Source organism: Nocardioides sp. NPDC127514, assembly GCF_040302125.1.
GTDB lineage: Bacteria > Actinomycetota > Actinomycetes > Propionibacteriales > Nocardioidaceae > Nocardioides.
The window spans coordinates 81,582-104,495 of the sequence record NZ_JBEORF010000029.1 but is presented as its reverse complement, the minus strand read 5'-3'; the positions used below and the strand labels follow the sequence as shown (position 1 = coordinate 104,495).

The 22,914-nt window shown below is 67.8% G+C and carries 19 protein-coding genes; 7 read left to right on the top strand and 12 right to left on the bottom strand.

Features of this window, described 5'->3' with window-relative positions:
* Window positions 1–162 precede the first annotated feature (162 nt).
* A complete protein-coding gene (locus ABTX24_RS22275; protein ID WP_350842649.1) occupies window positions 163–918 on the bottom strand; it encodes a hypothetical protein in 756 nt (251 codons plus the stop codon).
* Window positions 919–1,336: 418 nt separating this feature from the next.
* On the opposite strand from ABTX24_RS22275, the gene ABTX24_RS22270 reads away from it, so the two are divergent.
* The gene (locus tag ABTX24_RS22270) at window positions 1,337–1,804 is read left to right on the top strand and encodes a hypothetical protein (protein ID WP_350842647.1); all 468 of its coding nucleotides are present in this window, start codon (window positions 1,337–1,339) and stop codon (window positions 1,802–1,804) included.
* A gap of 303 nt (window positions 1,805–2,107) precedes the next feature.
* A complete protein-coding gene (locus ABTX24_RS22265) occupies window positions 2,108–2,839 on the top strand; it encodes a hypothetical protein (protein ID WP_350842646.1) in 732 nt (243 codons plus the stop codon).
* 593 nt (window positions 2,840–3,432) lie between these two features.
* On the opposite strand, the gene ABTX24_RS22260 is transcribed toward ABTX24_RS22265, so the two are convergent.
* Together ABTX24_RS22260 and ABTX24_RS22255 are read right to left on the bottom strand one after the other, a co-directional pair.
* A complete protein-coding gene (locus ABTX24_RS22260; RefSeq protein WP_350842644.1) occupies window positions 3,433–4,722 on the bottom strand; it encodes a hypothetical protein in 1,290 nt (429 codons plus the stop codon).
* A gap of 216 nt (window positions 4,723–4,938) precedes the next feature.
* A complete protein-coding gene (locus ABTX24_RS22255; RefSeq protein WP_350842642.1) occupies window positions 4,939–5,733 on the bottom strand; it encodes a TIR domain-containing protein in 795 nt (264 codons plus the stop codon).
* Window positions 5,734–6,263: 530 nt separating this feature from the next.
* Here ABTX24_RS22255 and ABTX24_RS22250 point away from each other — a divergent pair.
* Window positions 6,264–6,503: a helix-turn-helix domain-containing protein gene (locus ABTX24_RS22250; protein ID WP_350842640.1), complete on the top strand. Its 240-nt coding sequence runs from the start codon at window positions 6,264–6,266 to the stop codon at window positions 6,501–6,503.
* Here the strand turns inward: ABTX24_RS22250 and ABTX24_RS22245 are convergent.
* The 4 genes from ABTX24_RS22245 to ABTX24_RS22230 form a co-directional block, all read right to left on the bottom strand.
* Entirely contained in the window at window positions 6,500–7,720 is a 1,221-nt protein-coding gene (locus ABTX24_RS22245; protein ID WP_350842638.1) for a tyrosine-type recombinase/integrase, read from the bottom strand. The two genes, ABTX24_RS22250 and ABTX24_RS22245, sit on opposite strands and share 4 nt — an antisense overlap.
* A 236-nt stretch (window positions 7,721–7,956) precedes the next feature.
* Complete coding sequence (gene arc / locus ABTX24_RS22240; protein WP_091041342.1) at window positions 7,957–9,720, bottom strand: proteasome ATPase; 1,764 nt, start codon at window positions 9,718–9,720, stop codon at window positions 7,957–7,959.
* A 150-nt stretch (window positions 9,721–9,870) separates the two neighbouring features.
* Entirely contained in the window at window positions 9,871–10,860 is a 990-nt protein-coding gene (locus tag ABTX24_RS22235) for a tRNA (adenine-N1)-methyltransferase (RefSeq protein WP_160023001.1), read from the bottom strand.
* 55 nt (window positions 10,861–10,915) lie between these two features.
* Window positions 10,916–12,166, bottom strand: a complete 1,251-nt coding sequence (locus ABTX24_RS22230) for a site-2 protease family protein (protein ID WP_350842636.1) — start codon at window positions 12,164–12,166, stop codon at window positions 10,916–10,918.
* On the opposite strand from ABTX24_RS22230, the gene ABTX24_RS22225 reads away from it, so the two are divergent.
* The gene (locus tag ABTX24_RS22225; RefSeq protein ID WP_350842634.1) at window positions 12,165–13,046 is read left to right on the top strand and encodes a RecB family exonuclease; all 882 of its coding nucleotides are present in this window, start codon (window positions 12,165–12,167) and stop codon (window positions 13,044–13,046) included. The two genes, ABTX24_RS22230 and ABTX24_RS22225, sit on opposite strands and share 2 nt — an antisense overlap.
* A gap of 64 nt (window positions 13,047–13,110) precedes the next feature.
* The gene (locus tag ABTX24_RS22220; RefSeq protein WP_350842632.1) at window positions 13,111–15,381 is read left to right on the top strand and encodes an acyltransferase family protein; all 2,271 of its coding nucleotides are present in this window, start codon (window positions 13,111–13,113) and stop codon (window positions 15,379–15,381) included.
* A 3-nt stretch (window positions 15,382–15,384) separates the two neighbouring features.
* Here the strand turns inward: ABTX24_RS22220 and ligD are convergent, their stop codons facing one another.
* On the bottom strand, window positions 15,385–16,359 hold the full coding sequence (gene ligD / locus ABTX24_RS22215) for a non-homologous end-joining DNA ligase (RefSeq protein WP_160022997.1): 975 nt from the start codon (window positions 16,357–16,359) through the stop codon (window positions 15,385–15,387).
* A 103-nt stretch (window positions 16,360–16,462) separates the two neighbouring features.
* Here ligD and ABTX24_RS22210 point away from each other — a divergent pair, with 103 nt between their 5' ends.
* Entirely contained in the window at window positions 16,463–16,978 is a 516-nt protein-coding gene (locus ABTX24_RS22210) for a SigE family RNA polymerase sigma factor (protein ID WP_350715071.1), read from the top strand.
* Window positions 16,975–17,775, top strand: a complete 801-nt coding sequence (locus ABTX24_RS22205) for a hypothetical protein (protein ID WP_350842630.1) — start codon at window positions 16,975–16,977, stop codon at window positions 17,773–17,775. Before ABTX24_RS22210 ends, ABTX24_RS22205 begins: the two co-directional genes overlap by 4 nt.
* A 4-nt stretch (window positions 17,776–17,779) precedes the next feature.
* On the opposite strand, the gene ABTX24_RS22200 is transcribed toward ABTX24_RS22205, so the two are convergent.
* The 4 genes from ABTX24_RS22200 to ABTX24_RS22185 are packed head-to-tail and all read right to left on the bottom strand — an operon-like array spanning window position 17,780 to window position 22,802.
* Window positions 17,780–19,228, bottom strand: coding sequence for an RsmB/NOP family class I SAM-dependent RNA methyltransferase (locus tag ABTX24_RS22200; protein ID WP_350842628.1), 1,449 nt, complete (start codon window positions 19,226–19,228; stop codon window positions 17,780–17,782).
* Entirely contained in the window at window positions 19,212–20,132 is a 921-nt protein-coding gene (gene fmt, locus ABTX24_RS22195) for a methionyl-tRNA formyltransferase (protein ID WP_160022991.1), read from the bottom strand. The genes ABTX24_RS22200 and fmt overlap by 17 nt, the downstream gene beginning before the upstream one ends.
* Window positions 20,132–20,677: a peptide deformylase gene (gene def / locus ABTX24_RS22190; protein ID WP_091041329.1), complete on the bottom strand. Its 546-nt coding sequence runs from the start codon at window positions 20,675–20,677 to the stop codon at window positions 20,132–20,134. Before def ends, fmt begins: the two co-directional genes overlap by 1 nt.
* Window positions 20,678–20,732: 55 nt before the next feature.
* Entirely contained in the window at window positions 20,733–22,802 is a 2,070-nt protein-coding gene (locus ABTX24_RS22185; RefSeq protein ID WP_350842626.1) for a primosomal protein N', read from the bottom strand.
* Window positions 22,803–22,914: the final 112 nt, after the last annotated feature.

Sequence of the window (22,914 nt, the reverse complement as noted above, 5' to 3'; positions counted from 1 at the left end):
CGGGCGAGTGGGCAGCCCAATAGAGAGCGAACCCACCGGACACCTGGACCGAGTCTGGCCGGACGCCGGTCCTACGGGAATCCTCTAGTAGCCCACTATGGGCTACCTGTAGGTGCGAACACGGGACGGTTTGACGGGCTTGCATCACACAGCGTCGAGGTCTTAGCAGCCCGAAGAGTCCTCACGCGGCTTCCAACTCAGCCACTCGTCGCCGGGTCGCCAAAGATACTTGTGCGGGTGAGCCTCTCCGACTGTGACGAACGGCTTGCCGCCGCGGTCGATGGGGATGCGAAGACGTCTTCCGTCGACCAGCAACGGTAAGTCCATGGTCCATTCGTGGAGTTTGTCGTCATCAGCACGCGCCCAGATGTGCAACTGCTCGACGTCTCCCTTGTTCAGCAGCCAAGAGGGGGCTGGACGTGAAATTCCCTCGTCCTCGAACTCGACCCACGGGCGTCCACCCATGTCCAGCTTGATCTCATAGCGGCGTGGGTTCACATCCGGCCCTCCCGGAGCCGGCTTGAGCACACCGACACCGGGAGGCACCGGACGCACATGCTGGCTGACCATGGGCGTCTCAAGCACCACCGTGGCGTCAGACTTGGCCACAATGGTCAGCCGAAGCATTGAAAGGCCTAGGTCGACTCCGCCGTTACGGTCGGCCCAGCCGCTCCAGTCGCGCCCGTCGTCAGGCGGTGACTCGCTGGGCAGGTCGCTTGGGAAGTAGTTACTGAAGGACATCCACGGTGGCCAACCCGACCAGATCACTGCTTGATCCCACTCCACGTGAACGTCCACCGGCTTCTCGAGAGCAGCGCGCCTGCCGAGCCGCTGGAGCCGACGACTCCACGGCTCGATAAGTGGCCCCGCGACTCCACCGACGACAACGCCACCCAGCGCACCCCAAAGCCATTCCATGAATGTCACGGTAGATCAATCTGCCGCAAGCAGCGGTACGGCGGAGCGCCCAGCACCGCATGGCGTTGCCCTTAGCCGCCGACGGGACGACCCGTATCCGATCGCAGCGTGCCGGCGCGGCTGGACTCTCAGCCGACCTGCCGATGACCGAGCGCTTTCCCCGGTGCCATTCCTCGCCCACACCGTGGTCGGTGCGTCGTGATTGATCGCGACCAACCACCTGCTGGTTCTCGCAAGACCCGGGACCCGACCAAGGGTGTGGGGTGTCGTCCACCGCCGCCGCGCCTCCAGCGCCCGGTCATCACCGCGAGGGTTTGGAGCCAGACACCCAGCGTCTAGGGGTTCAAGACTCCTCCACCTTTGAGTTGCTCGGCTAACTGGACCGTGCTCGCGCACATCTTCGGTGACAATCGTGCATATGGAACTCATCGCAAATACTTTGGCGTCCGTCGCCGTCGGCGTAGCGCTCTGGGCAGTACTGCCGCGCGGCGTCGTACTCACGCGTTCCTTTCCGGCATCAACGGCAGACGGACACATCCTTCTCGACACCTGGAGGGTTCAGAACGACTCGCCACTCTCGATTCGTATCGCCTCAGTGGCAGCCAGGGGACCCAGCACCGTGAATCGACAGACCGGGGACATCGAATGGGTCGAGTTGAAACCTGATGATGAGAAGTTGCGAGGAGCCGCCTTGCACCTCGACGACGAGGTGGCTGAGATCCGACGGTTGGATCGCCCCATCGCTTGGAGCAAGGAGATCATTCCGCCCGGTGACACACTTAAGGCATACGTTATGAACAACACAGACCTTCGCATCAGATACCGCCGAGCTGGATGGCTCGGCGTGTTCGAACGCCGCACGCTCACCATCAGCGGAGGCGCCTGATCGGAGACTCAGACAGGTCAAGTCGCGGTTAGGCATCCGTGCTTGCCGTGTGGCGGCCACGCTCACCCGTCTGCCAGGGCCCCAATTGAGTGTGTCTATCCGCCGCTTGGTGGGGCCCCGCCTGCGCTTCCCCGGAAATCGGGTTCTCCAAGTAGATTTGATTCGGACCGCCGGAAGGCATTCTTCGATGCCACACTGGCTGGCGTGACGATTACCGCAACTTGGCTGGCATCCGACAGGGATCTGGGCAGCCGGCTATTCATGGCATCAGACAGTCGGATCTCTGGGCCTGATGGTCGCCTCATGGATGAGGGCGTGAAGCTCTTTCAACTTCCGGTTCGGGTATTCGATCAGGGATCTCTACGTAGCCCCATGGGCATGCCAGCACACGAGACCTCGGTAGGGGTCGTCTGTGCTGGGTCGACTCTAGTGTTCCAGCAGACCTACGCCGCTCTCGTTGCTCTGCTCTCACAGATCCAGAGCACGAGTGCAAAACTTGTGCTGCCGACGGTAGGCGAGCTGGCCGACTACATGGCCCGAGTCCTCACCCGCTATTACCGATCACTTGGAAGCAACCGTCTCGGAGTGGGCCAAGTTTCGATGATCGTCGGAGGCCTGGATCCTGACTCTCTCCACCCAGTTGCTTTCGAGCTGCACCGGAGCCTTGACTCGGAGGGCGTGTATCAGTTTCTGCCCCGTGAACTAAACCTCGCGTTGGGTGTCGTCGAGTTTCGCGGCGACACTGACGCGTGCCTTCGCGCCTCTGAATTGTGGCGTAAACAGACCGAAGAACAACAGGAACCTGCCTCTTACAACAGTGTGCTCCGCATCGTGGAATCTGTCGCCGAGGATCCAGCCTATCCGAATGTTGGTGGCAGGGCTCAAGTTGGCTTCACGAGCCCTTTCGGGTTCCACCGTGTCGCACGAGCCGGGATGTCCGAAGGCAGTCTGGAACTCTACCTGCATGGCTTGCCACTTCTTGAACTTGGAGCAATCGGGTCCTACCTGATCCCGACGCTGTCCGCGCTCGCCTGAGTGGCCGTGGTGGTCGCCCTGCGTTTCGCCTTACAGGCGACGGCAAACGTTCACCGGCTCTTCCTACCCGAGGTGGGTGAGCTCGGTGGTCGCGTTGGCGGCGTGGTAACGCTCGGATAGGCGTCGTGGGCTCCAAGGTCGGTCGCGACAAGCAAACCAAGCCAGAAGGCCTCGACATTGCCTGAGCCTACGGCGGGTGCTGCTGCGCGCTGCAAGCACGACCCGCGCTACTGCGACAACTGTGACCTCCTGGTCGGTCTCGAGGTTTCATATCACCGGTGTCGAAGTCGATCCCGACGTCGGGATCCTGACGGTGCGGGTCGCGTCCGCGACAGCAGCAATGGGCCGCCGCCGTGGCGTGAATGCGCACAGTCATGGGCGTGGTGAGGTCGAGTTGATCGACGCGCGGTGCTTCAGTCGCCCGGTGCGGCTTGTATCCGCATGCGCACCTGGCGTCATTTCGAGGCAACGTGTGCGGTCAATGTCTTACCGAGCAGAACGAAACAACTCGCGGCACCACGGGCCTTGCTGACGATGCGGACGTGCTGGTGGCACGACTGCGTCCTTCCGCCGCGCGGGCTCTGTTTTGGCGCTCACGGCGCGAGCGCAGCGAACAGGTCCCTATACCAGGCTGTGAACGAGTTGCGCCAGTTCGGTTCTGTTGGCGCGACCTCGTCGGCAAAGCGCTTGATCTTCCCCGACCACATGCCTCGTCGGCGGAGGCCTTCCTCTGCGACTGTCATCAACGCTGCGCGGTAGTAGATAGTGCGGCGTTCCGCGATTTGATCCATGACGAACCGCTGCAGTCTAACGGCGGCTGAAAGCGCATCGGCTGCCTCGCTCACAGTTGGGGCATAGCCGCCGTGGACGACTCGGTGGCGTAGTCGATATGCCGCGCGGTACCAGTCGCCCACGGCACCGCCTTGGGTAGACCAATTTCCCTTTAGCCGAGGTGCGAGCTCGTTGGATATCCGGCGGAGCACCTTTCCCTCCTCGAACGAAGGAACCGCGTCCTCGATGACCAAACCCTCTTCCCACATGAGCAGCGCGAGGATGGCGTCCAGCATCACCTCGCACGAGGTATTGGCCAAGATGACTGCCTGCGCTTCCTCGCCGAGGAGCTCATGTGCGCGCCGGGCCTCGATCCATCGTTCACGCCAGAGATTCAGTGGGTTACCACGCGCTTCTTCCGAGTACCAATGCCAGAATCGCCGCTCTACGTCCTCGTCGAAGTCCTTACCGCGGAAAGGATCGGGCAAGTTACCGTGGTCGAGCACCATGACGCTCGGCCCGTCCCATTCACTCTGTGTCGGGCGTATGAGCAACACAGGCTGACCGTCCACGACTGCCGTCTCTCGGACGCCGTCCGCGGAATAGACGAGCACGGGAGAGATCGCCCGCGCGTACGTTGGCAAGCCATACGGTGTTTCAGTCGCTTGCCGGTAGGCTCGCACGACCTGGCGCGCCGCATAGAGGCATCGAGCAAAGGCATCGGTGCGCGGGGTCCAGTTTGCGGCATGCTCCGCGTCGCTCTCGGGGATGGGGTCCGGCGAGTCCCAAGGGGTCACTGCCTCGACGACAGTCCATTCGATTTCAAGCTCCAGTGACATCGGGTCTTCCGACGTAAGCGGAAGTCCAGCCGCTTGGCTGACAGCCTTCCACTTGGCCTCCATCGCTGCGGTGGTGCGCCCGTGGCTGGTGTTGACCTGGTGGAATATGAGGCTCACCTGCGGATCGTCGGGAAGGAGTTCCGTAGAGCAGTCCTCTCCTGCCGCCATGACGACCTGGTAGCCATCGGGTAGCGATATCGGCTCGGGCAGCACGAAGAAGATGCGTGCGAGCCGTAGTTCCTCGGAATGGACTTCCGGTTCTTGTTCGGTCACATGGCAACCCTGCCACTCCAAGCCGTCGAACCGTGACCGCCTCGAACCACCTGCCAGCGGGTGGAGGCGAGAAACACGACTCCGATCCCGCACGAGTACCTACAGCTTCGAGCCATTACTGCCGACGGAGCCTCGTGGACCTCGCGAGCCGAACTGAAGGCGCGCTAGGACTGATGCTGATCCCGTTCACCAGTTGGTGATGCCTGACCCTCGTCCCTACTCCCTACTGCCCGCGAGACCGCCCCAGTCGACCGTCAGGCCTGCGTTGCACATCTCGTGGGCGAGCTTCATCTTCCACGCGCCGGCGGGGTCGAGTCCGACGTAGACGACGCCGTTGAGGTCGCTCGGAAGCTCGACGCCTGTCTCGTGAAGCAGGACGACGCGGTCGCGCCCAAGGCGGCCAGCAAAGTAACCAGCCTCGAAGACTACGTTCTGCCGGGCGCGAGCAGATTCCGACTCGGTGCCTTTCGCGCGGCCGAGGTCGTCGGCTGTGAGGAGCGCAACTGCGAAGCCGGCGGAGGCAGCGAAGACCTCCAGCTTCTCTAGGATGGTGCGGCCGCCGCTCGGCTGCTCATGCAGGATGATGGGCTTCGTGCCGGTCAGGTCCTGAAGCACGCGGGCCAGCTCGTGCTTACGGGCGTCGTCGTGGCCATGCACGATAAACACCCGTCCACGCTCTTCGGCGGTCGCCTTCTCCTCGGGCGTTTCCTCGGTCTCGACGACTTCTTCGAGTTCCGCTCGGAGGGCGAACTCGCTCTTTGCTGCTTCTAAGATGGCGACGACGTTCTTGACCCCGGCGGGCTGATAGCCGCTTGTATCCATGCCCGAGTACCAAATGGAAGGCGAGTAATGGACCTTCTCGAATTGGGCGAGCAGCGGCGAATCGGCACCCATGACCGTCCGAAGTGCGACTTCCGTCGCGGTGCGCCACTTCTCGAAGTCGGCGGGGTTGCCGTTCTTGGCCTCGGTGACTTGTCTGTCGAGCACTTCAACTTTGCGAGCAAGATCCACGACGTCAGGCTAGCTACTCGGGCCGCGCCCATCGGCGGTTTCGAGAACTACGTGCTCGTAGGGCCTCGGGTTCGTTCGACGCACGGGCCCTCTACTAACTTGTCTCACGCAGAGGCGGCCAGCCAGGTCGCCTACAATCCTGATGAGCCCACAACGAGATCGGCGTGAGTGATGAGCTTGGCAATCACGGCACCCGGCTTTTACACACATCTGCCGATGAGCGCGCCGCACGACCTACGTCCTTTCGCCGCGTAGGTCCCACTTACGGGCACCGTAGCCAGAGGGCTCCTCTCGATCCTCCGGCCTGGCAGGCGCGGCGGCGGAGACCTCTGCGCTGCGGCAATGCCGACCTGACTCTGTCACCTCACCAGCGCGAAGGCGATGATCCGCTGTTGCGACGGATGAACGGCAGTCATCGCGCACCTTCTCTCCGACAGTCATCAACGGGCTCGGCCCGCCAGCGCCGTGGTTCCGATGTCGCCAGAATCTTGATGGAGGGTGTCACGGTGAGACCTCTAACCAAGGCCGCAGTGTCCGAGGAGGAGCTCGCGGGGCTGCTCGCAATCACTCGCGAGCAACTCCGCGAGCTCCGGCGCAGCAAGCGCCTGCCGCACCTTCGGATCAACCGTTACACGATCCGCTACCTGCCCGACCATGTCGCAGAGATCCTCGAGAGATTTGAGATCAGGTCTACGGCCGGTACCGCCGCCAGCGGCCTTTCTTCGGCGTCGATTGCTCGTCGCCGCAAGCGTGGCAGGGGTGCTGCTTAGCCGCCCTCACCGTCGACCACCCGCAGGGCAGGCGCGGCAAAGTCGAGAAGTGCGTTGATGCGAGTCGCCACCTCGTCGGTCATGCCGTCGGCCATCTTCCCGTAGGTGTCAACGGTCGTCTTGATGGATGCGTGTCCGACTCGGCGCGAGATCTCGTACATGTCCATCCCCGCTGCCAGACAGATCGCCACGTGGGAGTGCCGGATCCAGTGGGGAGTCGGATTGCGGCCGCCTGGCAGGTCGGCGACTTCAAGGAGCCGGTCCCAATTCTTCTTCAGGGCGGTCGCCTTCCACGGCAATTGCTTTGGCGTGCTGGCGGAGGATCCTCTGAATCGTCCCCTGCTGTCGGCATGGGTGAAGACGATGTCGCCAGGACTCAGATCAGCAACCCTACGGCGCAACACCTCTACGCCCGGGCCGACGACCCGCAGCCGGCGGTTGTGCGATGCGGGCGTCTTAGCCGCGTCGATGATGCCCTCGCCCCTGCGCTCGACCTGCGACATCGTCACGAAGACGTCATCATCTGTGTCCTCTACGGACGCCGCAGTAAGCGCCATCATCTCCGACTTGCGCCACCCCGTGGATACCAGGAACGCCAAAACGTCATAGAGATCCAGGTCGAGCCTGCGAGCCGCATCAAGGAACTGGACGACTTCTGGAGCCCGTAGACCTTTGGGATCGATACGACGCACCTTCGGCAGTGTGATGTGGTCACACGGTGATGTCACAAGGATCTGCTGTCGGTGCTGCGCCGCCCAGTCGAACATCTTCTTCAGCTTGGCGTACCGTCCGCTGATCGTGTTCGGCGCGAAGCCGTCACGCACCCAAGCGTCCACGACGTCCTGAATATCGTCGGGATCGACCAGCCCACAGTCACGGTGCCCGAGGAAGTCGCGGATGTTGTTCTCATAGTTCAGCTTGTAACGACGGACTGTCTCATGGGTGAGTTCCCCGGAGATGCGACCGAGGTCCATCGTCTCGAGCCACTTGGCGAAGAGCTCATCAACCGTGAGATTGCGCCGACGTCCCTCCTCCGCCAGACGGTCCTCCAGCCTCTTGCGAGCCCGGTCTGGGCCGAACGCCTCCACCTCGGCCTTGAACACCTCGGCGTGCTTGACGTCCACGAAGCTCTCTGACGACTGCTTACCGCCATGTCGGAACAAGACCGCGTAGGTCGTCTCCCCCGACTTCGCTACTCGCGTTCGAAGGCTTGCCATCTGAGTTCTCCTCGGTCTCCTCATCCCGGTCAAATGGACACGGAAGCGGCTTCTTGGCCCTCGATCGTACGCCTCCGTGTTGACGCAGTGTTGACACGACAAGTTCGGCCGTCCCACGACTGCCGACGAGACGCACAGACGACAACCGCTTGTCGAGCCACCGAAATCACCAGCAGACAGCAATCGGCCCGCCACCCTTTTCGCAGGTGGCGGGCCGATGATGCGGTCGGCACAGGTTACAGATACTGACCCGTGTTGGAGACCTGCTCGATGGAACGGCCGGGCTCGGTGCCCTGCTTGCCGGTGATGAGCGTGCGGATGAAGACGATCCGCTCGCCCTTCTTGCCGGAGATGCGGGCCCAGTCGTCGGGGTTGGTGGTGTTGGGGAGGTCCTCGTTCTCCTTGAACTCGTCCACGCAGGCCTGGAGCAGGTGCTGCACCCGCAGACCCTTCTGGCCGGAGTCCTCGCCGGAGTCCAAGAACGACTTGATGGCCATCTTCTTGGCCCGGTCGACGATGTTCTGGATCATCGCACCGGAGTTGAAGTCCTTGAAGTAGAGGATCTCCTTGTCACCGTTGGCGTAGGTGACCTCCAGGAAGCGGTTCTCCTCGGACTCCGTGTACATCCGCTCGACGACCGTGCGGATCAGCTCGTCGACGGTGGCCTGCTTGTCGCCGTTGAACTCGCCCACGTCGGTCGGGTGCAGCGGCAGGTCGGGGACCAGGTACTTCGAGAAGATGTCACGAGCACCTTCGGCATCGGGACGCTCGATCTTGATCTTCACGTCCAGACGGCCCGGGCGCAGGATCGCCGGGTCGATCATGTCCTCACGGTTGGAGGCACCGATGACCAGCACGTTCTCCAGAGCCTCGACACCGTCGATCTCGGAGAGGAGCTGCGGGACGATGGTGTTCTCCACGTCGGAGGAGACACCGGTGCCACGCGTACGGAACAGCGAGTCCATCTCGTCGAAGAAGACGATCACCGGGGTGCCGGCCGCGGCCTTCTCACGAGCCCGCTGGAAGACCAGGCGGATGTGGCGCTCGGTCTCACCGACGTACTTGTTGAGGAGCTCGGGGCCCTTGATGTTGAGGAAGTAGGACTTGCCGTCCGCTCCCGTCTTCGCGGCGACCTTCTTCGCGAGACTGTTGGCGACAGCCTTCGCGATCAGGGTCTTGCCACAGCCCGGAGGACCGTAGAGCAGCACACCCTTGGGCGGCTTGAGCTGGTGCTCGATGAAGAGGTCGGGGTAGAGGTACGGCAGCTCGACCGCGTCCTGGATCTGCTCGATCTGGCCGGCGAGGCCACCGATCGACTCGTAGGAGATGTCGGGCACCTCCTCCAGGACGAGCTCCTCGACCTCGGACTTCGGCACCTTCTCGTAGACATAGCCCGATCGCGGTTCGAGCAGCAACGAGTCACCCGCGCGAATAGCGTCCTGCAGGAGCGGCTCGGCGAGACGTACGACCCGTTCCTCGTCGGCGTTGGCGATCACCAGGGCGCGCTCACCGTCGGCGAGCAGCTCCTTGAACATCACCACCTCGCCGACCTTCTCGAACTCCATCGCGGCCACGACGTTCAGCGCCTCGTTGAGCATGACCTCCTGGCCATAGCGCAGCTCGTCGAGGTCGACGTTGGGCGATGCGGTCACCCGGAGCTTGCGCCCACCGGTGAAGACATCGATCGAGTCGTCCTCGTTGCGCTCGATGAAGGTGCCGAAGCCTGCTGGCGGCTGTGCCAGCCGGTCGACCTCCTCCTTGAGCTTGATGATCTGGTCTCGGGCATCCCGAAGCGTGACGGTGAGTCGCTCGTTCTGCGACGTCACGGCGGCCAGGGAGCGCTGCGCATCAGCGAGCCGCGCCTCCAGGCCACGCGAAGATCCGGGCATCTCAGTCAGTCTGTGCCGCAGGTCGGTCACCTCAGCTTCGAGGAAACGGACATGACTCTCGAGCTCCTCGGGGCTGCGCCCCTCGGAATGGAATCCATCGGATGTCGACATCAGCACACCTCCTCTACTCCCTCGACCCTACAAGGGTGAGGGGCAGGAGCGGAGAAGGATTTACCGGTGTTGGACACTATTCGTCGACAACGGCCAAGTTCGTGTCAACCCGTGGCACACCGGAAAGATGTGCACGGTTGCAGGACGGACTCAGTCCAGCTCGGCGCCGTCCTCGGGCAGGACCTCCACGACGGGCTCGGGAGCCGGCATGTCGGCCGGGCGCGGACCGGTGTAGTCGGATCCGTACGCACCGGGGGCAGGTCGGCGTGTCTTGCGCGGCGCGCGCTCGCCCGGAGCCAGCCTTCGCGCCGTCACCAAGAAGGCGGTGTGGCCGATCATCTTGTGACCCGGCCGGACCGCGAGACCCTCGACGTGCCAGTCGCGCACCAGCGACTCCCACGCCTGCGGCTCGGTGAACCCGCCGTGGGCGCGGACCGTCTCGACGAAGCGGGACAGCTGGGTGGTGGTCGCGACGTACGCGCAGACCATGCCGCCCGGGTAGAGCGCCTCGGCCGCCGCGTCGACGCACTCCCAGGGAGCGAGCATGTCGAGGATCAGCCGGTCGCAGCGGATCTGCTGGCGAGGCAGCTCCTCCTGGAGGTCTCCCAGGTTGAGCGACCAGCTCGGGTGGGACTCCCCCGCCGGGGTGCCGAAGAACTGGTCGACGTTCTTGCGGGCGACCTCGGCGAACTCCTCGCGGCGCTCGAAGGAGGTGACCTTGCCGAACGGGCCGACCGCACGCAGGAGCGAGCAGGTCAGGGCACCGGAGCCGACCCCGGCCTCCACGACGGAGGCACCCGGGAAGATGTCAGCCATGGCGACGATCTGGGCGGCGTCCTTGGGGTAGACCACGGCGGCACCGCGCGGCATCGAGACCACGAACTCCGACAGGAGCGGGCGGAAGACCAGGTACTCACCTCCGGTGGAGGCGGTGACGGTGAAGCCCTCCTCGCGGCCGATCAGCTCGTCGTGGTCGATGTGGCCCTTGTTGGAGAAGAAGCGCTTGCCGGCGACGAGCTCGAAGTTGTGGCGGCGACCCTTGGTGTCGGTCAGCCGCACCCACTCGCCCTCGCGGAGCGGCCCGCGGTGTACGCCCGCTCGGGCCTCGGCCGGAATGTCTGGAATATCAGCGCTTGACACCCGCCGAGGCTACCCGTTTTCCCTGCCAACCCGGCAAACCGCGGCTCGGTCCGGCTCAGGCTCCCGCGCGGAAGGCGGCGTCGACGTCGGAGGTGACCAGTACGCCGTAGATCGAGCCGTCGGGCTCGACCAGGAGGTATTCGGGTGCCGGGGTCTTGGAGATCGCCTGGATCAGGGACTCCCCGTCGATGTCGGCCGGGAGGGTGAGTCCGTCCTCGAGCTGTCGGGTGACCGTCGAGGTGGCCATCCAGGGACGACGGTCCTCCGGGGTCGCCAGCAGCGCGCCCTCGTGGACGAGACCGATCGGCTCGCCGCCGCTGCTCACCGTGACGATGCTGCCGGCTTCGGCCTCCTGGGCACGGCGTACGGCCTCGGCCAGGGGGAGGTCGGCGGGCACGGCCAGGGTGCGGCGGGCGAGGTCGCGGGCGACGAGCAGCGGGAGCCGCATGCGCGCCCTCCCCGACATGATCGCCGCGGAGGCGCCGCTCCAGAGGAAGACACCGATGATGACAGCGAGGACGTAGTCGGTGAGGTCGGGCTGGACGCCGAGGATCTGCCCCTGGATGAAGGGCCACAGCAGAACGATCACCGCGAGGACCCGGCCGGCCCAGCCGGCGACGATGTTGCCACGGTTGATGTCGTCGGTCGCTGCCCACACACCCGCCTTGAGCAACCGGCCGCCGTCGAGGGGCAGGCCGGGGACGAGGTTGAGCACGCCGACGAACATGTTGGTGAACCACAGGCCGGTGATGAACAGTCCGATCAGGCCGCCAGGAGTGAGGAAGGAGACACCGAAGGCAGCTGCGGCGACGGCCAGCGAGACCAGCGGTCCGACGACGGCGATCCAGAACTCGTCGCGGGGCCGCTTCGCCTCCTTCTCCACGGCGGTCGCGCCGCCGAGGAAGTGGAGCATGATCACGCCCACGGGGTAGCCGAGCCGCTTGGCGACGACCGCGTGCGCCGCCTCGTGCAGCAGGACGGCGCCGTAGAGGACGACCGCGAACGCGAAGCCGGCGACGTACGTCAACCAGCCCAGACCCGGCTCCACCGCATTGATCCGGGGCGCCATCAACCAGGCGATCAGCGCCGCGATCAGGAACCAGGACGGCGTCACCAGGACGTCGCTGCCGGCGACGGAGCCGACCTTGATCGTGCCCGGGACTCGGGAGGTGGGCGCCGCCTCTTCGACCGGCTTGTCGCCGCCGGGGCGTGGGTCAGGGTCTGCCACATCCCGAGCGTACTTGAGCAGCGGTTGTCGGGTGGTGTCGACCCGGTTGTCGGTGCTGACGAATAGTGTCGACTCCATGAGCACCTCACCTGCCGAATCGCTATCGACCGCGGTCGACGGCGTCAACGTGCTGGGGTCGCTCTCCCCGAGCCGCGCGAGCGACTTCACCTCGTGCCCGCTGCTCTACCGGTTCCGCACCATCGACCAGCTGCCCGAGCCGCCCTCGGAGGCAGCCGCGCGCGGGACCGTGGTGCACAAGGTGCTCGAGGACCTCTTCGACCTGCCCGCTCCCGAGCGCACGCCCCGGCAGGCGAGGTCGATGGTGGAGCAGGCGTGGGAGGACGTACGCAGCCTCGACCCGGCCCTGGCGACGCTGTTCACCTCGGAGACCGAGGGAGCCGAGGAGGGCTGGCTGGAGTCGTGCCGGCAGGTGCTGCGGCGCTACTTCGACCTGGAGGACCCGCGACGCCTGGAGCCCGCCGAGCGCGAGCACTACGTCGAGGCGCTGCTCGACTCCAAGCTGCTGCTGCGTGGGTTCATCGACCGCGTCGATGTCGCCCCCGATGGCCGGATCCGGGTGGTGGACTACAAGTCAGGCCGCGTGCCCAGCGAGGCGTACGAGGCGAAGGCGCTGTTCCAGCTCAAGTTCTACGCCCTGGTGATCTGGCGCACCCGGGGCGTGGTGCCGGCGATGCTGCAGCTGATCTACCTCGGCTCGGGCGACATCCTGCGCTACGTGCCCGACGAGGCCGACCTGCTGGCCACCGAGCGCAAGGCCGAGGCGATCTGGCGGGCCATCCGCACCGCCCAGGAGACCGGAGACTGGCAGCCCAACCCGGGACGGCTGTGCGGGTGGTGCGCCCACAAGTCGCTGTGTCCCGCCTTCGGCGGCACTCCTCCCCCGCTTCCACCGACCCCCGGCCCCGTGGCGGCAGGCGACGACCGCGATCTCGACTAGGCCCCTAGGCGCGTCTACCAGGATCGACCGGTTACGGGAGTTATCGTCGCGACGAATGTGACGAATGCGCTTGGCTGAGGAGGTGCGGCTGCTCGTGGGCTCGACGGACTCGTCCACCGGCTCGACCAGCGGGAGCGCGACCTCGTCCCGGCACCGTCCCGACATCCAGGGGCTCCGCGCGATCGCGGTGCTCGCGGTCGTCGCGCTGCACGTCGGCTTCGGATCGCTGACCGGCGGCTTCGTCGGCGTCGACGTCTTCTTCGCGATCTCGGGCTTCCTGATCACCCAGCAGCTCATGCGGCAGGTACGCACCGAGGGCCGGGTCAGCCTGCTCGGCTTCTACGCCCGCCGGGCCCGCCGGATCCTGCCGGCCGCAACCGTGGTGCTTCTCGCGACGGTCGTCTACGCGGCCCTCTTCCTGGGCTTCGTACGCACTCGGGAGATCGCCCTCGACGCGCTGTGGTCGGCGGCGTTCGCCGCCAACTTCCGGTTCGCGTCGCTGGAGACCGACTACTTCTCGGCGGCGCTGCCGCCCTCACCGCTGCAGCACTTCTGGTCCCTCGCGGTCGAGGAGCAGTTCTACCTCGTCTGGCCCCTGGTGATCCTGGGATGCCTGTGGGCGATGAAGCGGCGCAGCCGGAACGCCGCGACGGACGGCCCCATCGACCAGCGCGGGCGCAGGCGCGTGCTGGTCATCGCTCTCGGCGTGGTCATCGTGGCCTCGCTGCTGGCCTCGGCGGTGCTGACCCGGACCAGCCCGGAGGCGGCGTACTTCTCGCCGTTCACCCGCGCCTGGGAGCTCGGCCTGGGCGCGATCGCGGCGATCGCGTTCCGTGACGGCGGGACCCAGGACGCCACCGCGCGGTGGCGGGCGCAGGTGCTCTCCGCGTTCGGGATGTTCTTCATCATCTGCGCCTGCCTGCAGTTCAACGACGCGACCCCGTTCCCCGGCACCCCGGCGCTCGTGCCGGTGCTCGGCAGCGTCTTCATCATCGTGGCCGGCACGCTGTGGCACGGCCCGACGGTGGTCGGCCGGCTGCTGTCGGTGCCGCCACTGCAGGTGATCGGCAACTGGTCCTACTCGCTCTACCTGTGGCACTTCCCCGTGCTGGTCCTCGCCGAGCTGCAGCTGGGCCGCGAGCTGCGCTGGTGGGAGCAGGTGCTCCTGGTGGCGCTGGCGTTCGGTCTGGCCGGACTCTCCTACCACTACATCGAGGAGCCGTTCCGGCGCGGCATCCTCTGGCGCCGTCCGGCGTTCGGTCGAGCCGCCACGCTGGGTCCGGTGGCGCTCTACCCGCTGAGCATCACCCTGGTCGCGGTGACCTGCTTCGGTGCCAACACCTACGCCACCGGGACCGCCCGCGACGGCTACCAGCCGGCGATCACGCTGGCCGAGGCCGATTCCTCCGGGTCCTCCGGACCGTTCAAACAGCCCGACCGACCCGCCTCGAGCGCCGCGCCGCCCGCCGCCAAGGCGCAGGAGCCCGACCCGCTCCCGGCGCTGCTGAAGGCCTCGGTGCTCGCGGCCCGCAAGAACCAGGCGATCCCCACCAACCTGAAGCCGGGCCTCACCAACCTCTCCGACGACGTGGAGTCGGTCGGCGAGTGCAACTACTACTCGACGAACGTACGCAAGCTGTGCCCGCGCGGTGACGCCGACGCCGAGAAGACGATCGTGGTCATCGGCGACTCCCACGCCCGCCACTGGACGCCCGCGGTCGAGGAGATCGCCGAACGCTCCGGCTACCGCGCCTACATGCTGGCCATGCCGCAGTGCACCGTCTCGCTGGTCACCCCCGACAAGATCGACAGCACCGACCCGATGACGTCGTGCGACGACTTCCACGACTTCATGCTCTCCTCGGTCAAGAAGCTCCGCCCCGACCTGCTGCTGATCTCCTCGCGCCCGATCAGCGCCGCCTACCACGACTCCTCGGGCCGCCACACCGACCGCGCAGACGTACGCCGCGCCGTCTACCGCGGTTACCAGCGACTGCTGGCCCAGGTGAAGCCCGCCGCGAAGCGGACCGTGTGGCTGCGCGACGTACCGGCGCTCGAGTTCGACCCGGCGACGTGCCTGAGCAGCAACAAGACGCTCTCGCCCTGCACCTACAAGCCGCTCGAGAGCCAGCAGGACGGCGCCGACCTGCAGATGCAGGCGGCCAAGTCAGCTCGCGTCGAGACCGTCGACCTCGACGACATGTTCTGCGACAGCGTCGGCATCTGCACGACCGTCGTCGGCGACACCATCACCCATCGCGACGGCCACCACCTCACCGCGACCTACTCCAAGGAGCTCGGTCGCACCCTGGGCGAGCGTCTCAAGGTCTGGTGATCATCACCGGGTCGGGTCGGGCTCGGGCTCGGGTGGCGTCTCGGCGCCGTCGCGCTCGTCCCGGTCGGCCCACTCGAGCAGCGGCTGGATCGAGAACGGGTGGTCGTCGATGTCGGCGTGCAGGTCACCGATCTCCGCGAACCGTGCCGGCACCGTACGCATCGTGAACTCACGTGGGTCGACGTCCTTGGTCTCCTCCCAGGTGATCGGGGTGGAGACCCGGCCGTCGGCGACGCCGCGGATCGAGTAGGCACAAGCGATCGTGTGATCTCGGGTGTTCTGGTTGAAGTCGACGAACAGCTGCGCCGGGTCGCGATCCTTGCGCCACCACGCGGTGGTGACCAGCTTCGGGGCCCGGCGCTCGACCTCGCGGGCGAAGGCGTGCGCGGCGCGGCGTACGTCCTGGAATCCGTGCTCGGCCGGGATCCGGACATACACGTGCATCCCGGAGCCACCGCTCGTCTTCGGGTAGCCGACCGCGCCGAGCTCGTCGAGCAGCTCGCGTACGACGCCAGCCACCGTCTGCACGGTCGAGAACGGGCACTCGGGACCGGGATCGAGGTCGATGCGCCACTCGTCGGGCTTCTCGGTGTCCTCGCGGCGGCTGTTCCAGGGGTGGAACTCGACCGTCGACATCTGGACGGCCCAGATGACCGCGCCGAGCTCGGTCACGCACAGCTCGTCGGCGGTGCGGCCCCAGCGCGGGAAGTAGAGGCGTACGGTCTCGATCCAGTCGGGCGCCCCCTGCGGCAGCCGCTTCTGGTGCACCTTCGGCCCCGCCAGGCCCTTGGGGAACCGGTGCAGCATGCACGGACGCTCCCAGAGCGCATTGACGATCCCTGGCCCGACGGCGAGGTAGTACTGCGCCACGTCGAGCTTGGTCGCACCGGTCTCAGGGAAGTAGACGCGGTCGGGGTTGGAGATCCTGACGACGCGGTTGTCCACCTCGATCTCCACCGACGGCGATGCCTTGGCCATGCTCGCCAGCGTAGGCGCTGAGATGATGCGGTGAAACGAAACTCGCTCATCTCGATCCTCACGGGGGTGTCACGTGGACCTCATCCCGAGGCGTCGAAAGGATGTGAGCACATCGACCGTGAGGCCTCCCGCCGAGGAGTTCGCCGACTTCGTCCATGCAACGGGCGGCGCGCTCTACCGCACCGCGCTGCTGCTGACCGGTGACCATCACCTGGCCGAGGACCTGACCCAGACGACGTACGCCCGGGTCTTCGCGTCCTGGCGGCGGGTCAGCAGGGCGGACAACCCGGCGGCGTACGCACGACGTGTGCTCCTCAACGGATTCATCTCCCACCGACGGCTCCGGCGCAACGCCGAGACGCCGACCTCGACGCTGCCGGACGATCCGGGCAGCGATGCCGACCCCAGCGCCCGGATCGACCTGCTTGCCGCCCTCCAGCGGCTGTCGCCGACCGACCGGGCCGTGCTGGTCGCGCGCTATTGGGAGGACCGATCCGTGTCCCAGACAGCTGCCGACCTCGGACTGACCGAGACGGCGGTCCGCACCCGCTCGAAGCGTGCCCTGGAACGGCTGCGCCCGCTGGTTGCGGACATCTTCCCGGAGAGGACCACCCGATGAACGACCCAGAGACCAGCTTCCGTACGGCAGTGCACGAGCGTGTCGCCGACCAGCACCCCGACTACGCGCGGATCTCCGCCGGCGCGATCAGCGCGGGCTCCCGCATCCGCCGCCGCCGGCGGATCACCGGTGCCGTCGGCGCCGCTGCGGCCGTCGGCGCATTCACCGCAGGTGGGCTGGGGCTCTCTCAGTTCCTGACCACGACCGCGGTCGACCAGGCTCCCCTCGGCGCTGCCGGCGCACCGTCGGCGTCGGCTTCGACGGCACCCCTCGCCTCAGGGCAGAGCCTCGACCTCGGCGACGGGGTCACCGGACAGGTCGTCACCAACGACGAGGCCAAGACGATGGACATCACCATCCAGACCGCCAGCGCTCGCCCGGGCGCCGGGACCGGGTTCACCATCGTCCTGTCCGGACCGGCCGGCGCGGTCGAGCAGAAGTGGAGCAACGACACGCTCCTCGAGGACTATCCCGGCGTCACGATCGCCACCCAAGGCGCGCGCGTAGGGCTCGTCGACGAGGTTCCCGTCGCGCAACCGCCCGGTTGGACGTGCGAGTGGTACCTGATCGACGACAAGGCATCCTGCACGTCCGAGGACGGTGGTGTGGCCGGCCTGGTGATCCGCCCGGCGGAGGACTACCCGGACTGGAGCAAGAGCGCCGACAAGGCAGGCCCCGGCTCGGGGTCCTACATCACCCCGCTCCACGGCGACATCTTCATCAGCGTCCAGAGCGGGGAGGGCACCACCGACGCCGAGCTCGAGGCGCTCGCGAGCTCGCTCAGGTGGACCGACTGACCCGTTAGGAGGTACGCCGCAGCAGCGCCAGGAACATCGCATCGGTGCCATGGCGGTGCGGCCACAGCTGCACCGTGCCTGCCATCGGCCCGGCGCTGTCAGGCACCGTGCCGACCGTGGCGCCGATCGGCTCGAGGACGACATCGGATCGGTCCTCGAGCACCCTGCGCACCACGCCCTCGGTCTCGGCCAGAACCGGCGAGCAGGTGGCGTAGAGCACCACACCGCCCGGCCGGGTCAGATCGATGGCCCGGTCGAGCAGGGAGCGCTGCAGGTCGACGAGTACGTCGAGGTCGGCCGTGGCTCGCCGCCAGCGAGCCTCCGGCCGGCGGCGCAGCGCTCCCAGGCCGGTGCACGGGGCATCGACGAGGACCCGGTCGAACGTCGCGTCCTTGAACGGTGGCCGGGTCCCGTCGCCGGCCACGACCCCGGCGGTCCCGTCCACGTGCGTACCGGATGACCGGTCGGTCAGGTTGGCAAGGACGAGTCCGGCACGGTGCGGCTGGCGCTCGTTGGCGACCAGCACGGCACCCTGTTGCGCCGCCAGGGCAGCCAGCAGCGCCGACTTGCCGCCGGGCCCGGCGCACAGGTCCAGCCACGACTCGGTCCCGGAGTCTGGCCGGTCGAGGTCGGCCTCGGCCAGAGCGATGGCCACCAGCTGGGACCCCTCGTCCTGCACCCCGGCGCGCCCTTCCGCGACCGCGGCGATCCCGGCCGGTGAGCCGGAGTCGAGCGTGACGCCGAAGGGCGAGTAGGGCGTCGGCGTGCCGCCGAGCTCGTCGGTCCTCGCCCGTCCGGGGCGGGCGACCAGCGTGACCGACGGCGGCACGTTGTCGGCCTCGAGCAGCGCGTCGATCTGGGCACGGCCGACAGCCTCGGCAAGCCGCTCGACGACCCAGCGCGGGTGGCTGAAGGCGACCGTGGCCCAGCCGTCGTGGTCCCTCTCGCGCGCGGGCGCCACCTCGGCGACCCACTCGTCGAGGGACTTGCGGGTGACCTTGCGCAGGACGGCGTTGACGAAGCCCGCCGGCCCCTGGCCCACCTTCGACCGGGTCAGATCGACGCTGGTCGAGATCGCGGCATGGTCGGGCACCCGCATGGACAGCACCTGGTGTGCCCCCAGCCGCAGCACGTCGAGCACCTTCGCCTCGACCTTGGCCAGCGGCCGGTCGATGCAGGCGGCCAGCACCGCGTCGTACGTCCCCTGCTGCCGCAGCGTCCCCGAGGCGAGCTCGGTGGCGAAGGCCGCGTCGCGGCCATCCAGCCCGAGGCGGCCGAGGACGTGGGGCAGCACCAGGTTGGCGTACGCCTCATCGACCCGCACCGCCTTGAGCACCTCGAACGCTGCGAGGCGAGCGGGATCGGCTGGCTTGGTGGCCCCACGCGGCTTCCCCTGCGGTCGCCGGCCGGCCCCCGGACGCCTACCCGGCTGTGCCCTATTCGAAGGTGACACCGGACTCCAGACGTACGCCTCGGGCCCAGTCAGCCGCCGGCATCTCCTTCTTGCCGAAGGCCTTCACCCGGCCGAGCCGGACCGCCGTGGTGCCGGTGCCGACGAGGACCTCGTTCTTGCGGACGACCAGCTCCCCGGGAGCCGCCGTGTCCTCGGCCATGGTGACCGGTCCGACCTTGAACCGCTCGCCGTCGAGCAGGGTCCAGGCTCCCGGCGCGGGGGTGCAGGCGCGGATCTGCCGGTCGATGGCCACGGCGTTCTGCGTCCAGTCGATCTGAGCGTCCTCGACGGTGATCTTGTCGGCGTAGGTGACCCCGTCGGTCGGCTGCTCGCGTGCCTCCAGGGAGCCGTCCTCGATCCCGTCGAGCGTGGACACCAGCAGCCTGGCCCCGCCTTCGGTGAGCTTCTCGAAGAGCGACCCGGAGGTCTCGTCGGGCGCCAGCGCCTGCGTCATGGTGCCGAAGACCGGGCCGGCGTCCATCGCCTTCACGATCCGGAAGGTGGTCGCCCCGGAGATCTCCTCGCCGGCCCAGACGGCACGCTGCACCGGCGCGGCGCCACGGTAGGCGGGCAGGAGCGAGAAGTGCAGGTTGACCCAGCCGTGCCGCGGGATGTCCAGCGCCGACTGCGGCAGCATCGCACCGTAGGCGACCACCGGGCAGCAGTCGGGCTCGAGCGCCTTCAGCTCGGCCTGGAACTCCGGCTCACGGGGATGCTCCGGTTTGAGCACCGGAACCCCCAGCTCCTCGGCCCGCTGGGCCACCGGCGAGGGCACCAGCCGCTTGCTGCGCCCCTGGGCGGCGTCGGGCCGGGTGACGACACCGACGAGCTCGTGGCGCGAGGCGGCGATCGCGTTCAGCGAGGGGACGGCCACCTCGGGCGTACCGGCGAAGACGACCCTCATCAGAACCCGAACCCGTTCGTCGCGTGCGGCGAGACCTTCACCGTGGGCTTCTCCAGGCCGAACCACTCCGACTCCCGGATCTCCTTCATCGCCGCCTTGCGCGCGGCCTCGTCGAGCCGGTCGATGAAGAGGATGCCGTCGAGGTGGTCGGTCTCGTGCTGAATGGCCCGGGCGAGCAGCTCGGAGCCCTCGATGGTGACCGGCTCGCCGTGCATGTCGAAACCCTTCGCCACCACCGACAGGGCCCGGCGGCAGTCGAAGGTGATGTCGGGCAGCGACAGGCAGCCCTCTCCCCCGTCCTGCGTCTCCTCCGACAGGGTCAGGTCCGGGTTGATGAGGTGACCCACCTGGCCGTCGACGTACCACGTGAAGACCCGCAGGCTCACTCCGATCTGCGGAGCCGCCAGTCCGGCGCCAGGCGCCTCGAGCATGGTGTCGGTCAGGTCGGCAACGAGCTTGCGCAGCTCCTTGTCGAAGTCGACGACCTCGATCGCTGGCTTGCGCAGCACGGGGTCGCCGAAGAGTCGGATGGGCTGGACTGCCACTGTTCTCCTAGGTGGTCGAGCGTGTCGGGACCACTTTACGCGGCAGGGCGCTCGCTCAGAGCGTCGGCGGATCCACCTGGACCCGCACCGGGTCGAGCTTGCGCGCAGAGCGCACTCGCTGCAGCTCTCCGAGCGCCTCGGTGAGCCTCACTCCGAGGGATCTCGGCACGCGTACGACGGCTCGCAGCCGGGGCTCACCGGTCGACGTGGGCTCGGCGGGCACCGGTCCGAGCACCTCCGCGCCCGGCGGCAGCGCCAGCAGGGTGAGCGCGTCATCGAGCGCTCCGGGAGTGCCGGTGATGGTGGCCAGCCGCGACGCCGGCGGGAGGTGGGCCTCCTGCCGGGCGGCCGCCTCGCGCTGGGCGAACCCGGGCTGGTCCCAGCGCACCAATGCCTGCAGCACCGACAGCGCCGGGTCACCGACGACCAGCACCCGCCCACCGGGCCGCACCAGTCCGGCGGCGTTGCTCCAGCGGCGCAGCGCCTCCTCGTCCGTACGCAGATCCGGCCGCCCCAGCAGCAGCCAGGTGTCGAGCAGCAGCACCCCGGCATAGCCGCCCTCGGCGACCGGCTCGGCGCCGATGGTCGCGACCACGATCGCCGGGGTGCCCGGCACCGTCTGCTTGACCGCCCCCGCCGAGGAGGTCACCACCCGGACGCCGGCGAAGGAGCGACCCATCTCCTCGGCCGTACGCGCCTCGCCGATGATCGGCGCCCGCAGCCCGAACCCGCCGCAGGCTCCGCACGCCCAGGCCGCCTCGACGTGACCGCACCAGCCGCACGTCGGCGGCGCGGCCGGCCCGCCGAGCTGCAGCGGCCCCTGGCAGGCCGAGCACCTGGCCGGCGTACGGCACCGGTCGCAGGCCAGCGAGGCCGCGTATCCGCGCCGCGGCGTCTGCAGCAGAACGGGTCCGGTGGTGAGTGCCGCCCGGATGATCTCGTGGGCCTCTCGAGGCACCCGGGAGGCCCGGGTGAGCGGGTCCTTCTCGAGGTCGAAGTCGGTGTCGCCGGTGATCTCGATGCTCACCCGCTCGCGGGCCAGCGCCCGGGTGGGCCGGATCTCCTGCGCCCAGCCGGTCTCGGCCAGGAACCCGGCCTCCACCGTCCGCGCGAAGCCACCCACCAGGGCGGCCGCCTGCTCCTGCTCCGCCCGCAGCAGCAGCACGTCACGCGCGTGCGGGTAGGGCGAGCGCTGCTCGGCGAGCAGGTCGTCGCCGTCGTCCCAGACGACCACCAGCCCGAGGTCGTGCACCGGCGCGAAGGCGGCCGCGCGGGTGCCGATCGCCACCTTCACCGTGCCCCGGGCGACCCGCAGGAACTCCCGGTAGCGCGAGGCCGGCCCGGCGTCGGCGGCCAGCACGGCATGCTGCCCCTCCCCCAGCACCTTCGTCATCGCGGTGTCGAGGCGGGCGAGGTCCTTCCAGTCCGGCACCACGACCAGCGCGCCGCGTCCGGAGGCCAGCGTCGTCGCGGTGGCATGAGCGATCAGGTCGGCATGATCGGTGCCGGCCGCGGCATGCCACACCGCGCGCGGCGCCCCGCCGGAGGCGAGATGTCGCAGGAACGCGGCTGCCGGCTCATGACCAGCCCAGGCCGCTGCCGCGGCCTCAGCGTCGAACGGGCGCCCGGCCGGGGAGACCGCGGAGGGCTCCTTCTCGGTCGAGGCGTGCCGGGGCGGAATCGCCAGCCGGAGCACGTCGGCCCGGGCACCGGCGTAGCGCCGGGCGACCGACTCGCTCAGTGCCGCCACCTGCGGAGTGAGCACCGGCTCGGAGCTGACGACCCGCTTGAGCGGCTGCAGGTTCGCGTGCTCGGAGGCTTCAGCCCGCTCCACGACGAACCCGTCGACGTCCTTGGGACCGAAGCGCACCTTCACCCGGACCCCGGGCTGGGCCTCCTCGGCCATCGAGGCCGGGACCGCATAGTCGAAGGGCCTGTCCAGGTGTGCCATCGGCAGGTCGACCAGGACCTTCGCGACCGGATCGACCTCGGCGATCGACGCCTCGGCGGCCTTCCGTGCCCGCGTCGCCGCGGCCTTCGCCCGGCCCTCCTTGACCCGGTCGCGAACCAGCCCGGGCAGCTCCAGCTCCGCTGCCCCGGCTGCCTCCTGCGGTCCCCGGCTCACAGGGGTCATTTCTACCAGCAGCCGCCGACAACCCAACGGCGCCGACCCCGCAAACGCCACCGGCGCCCGTCTGTGGTGGGACGGGCGCCGGACTTCTCTGGCTTTTCCTGCA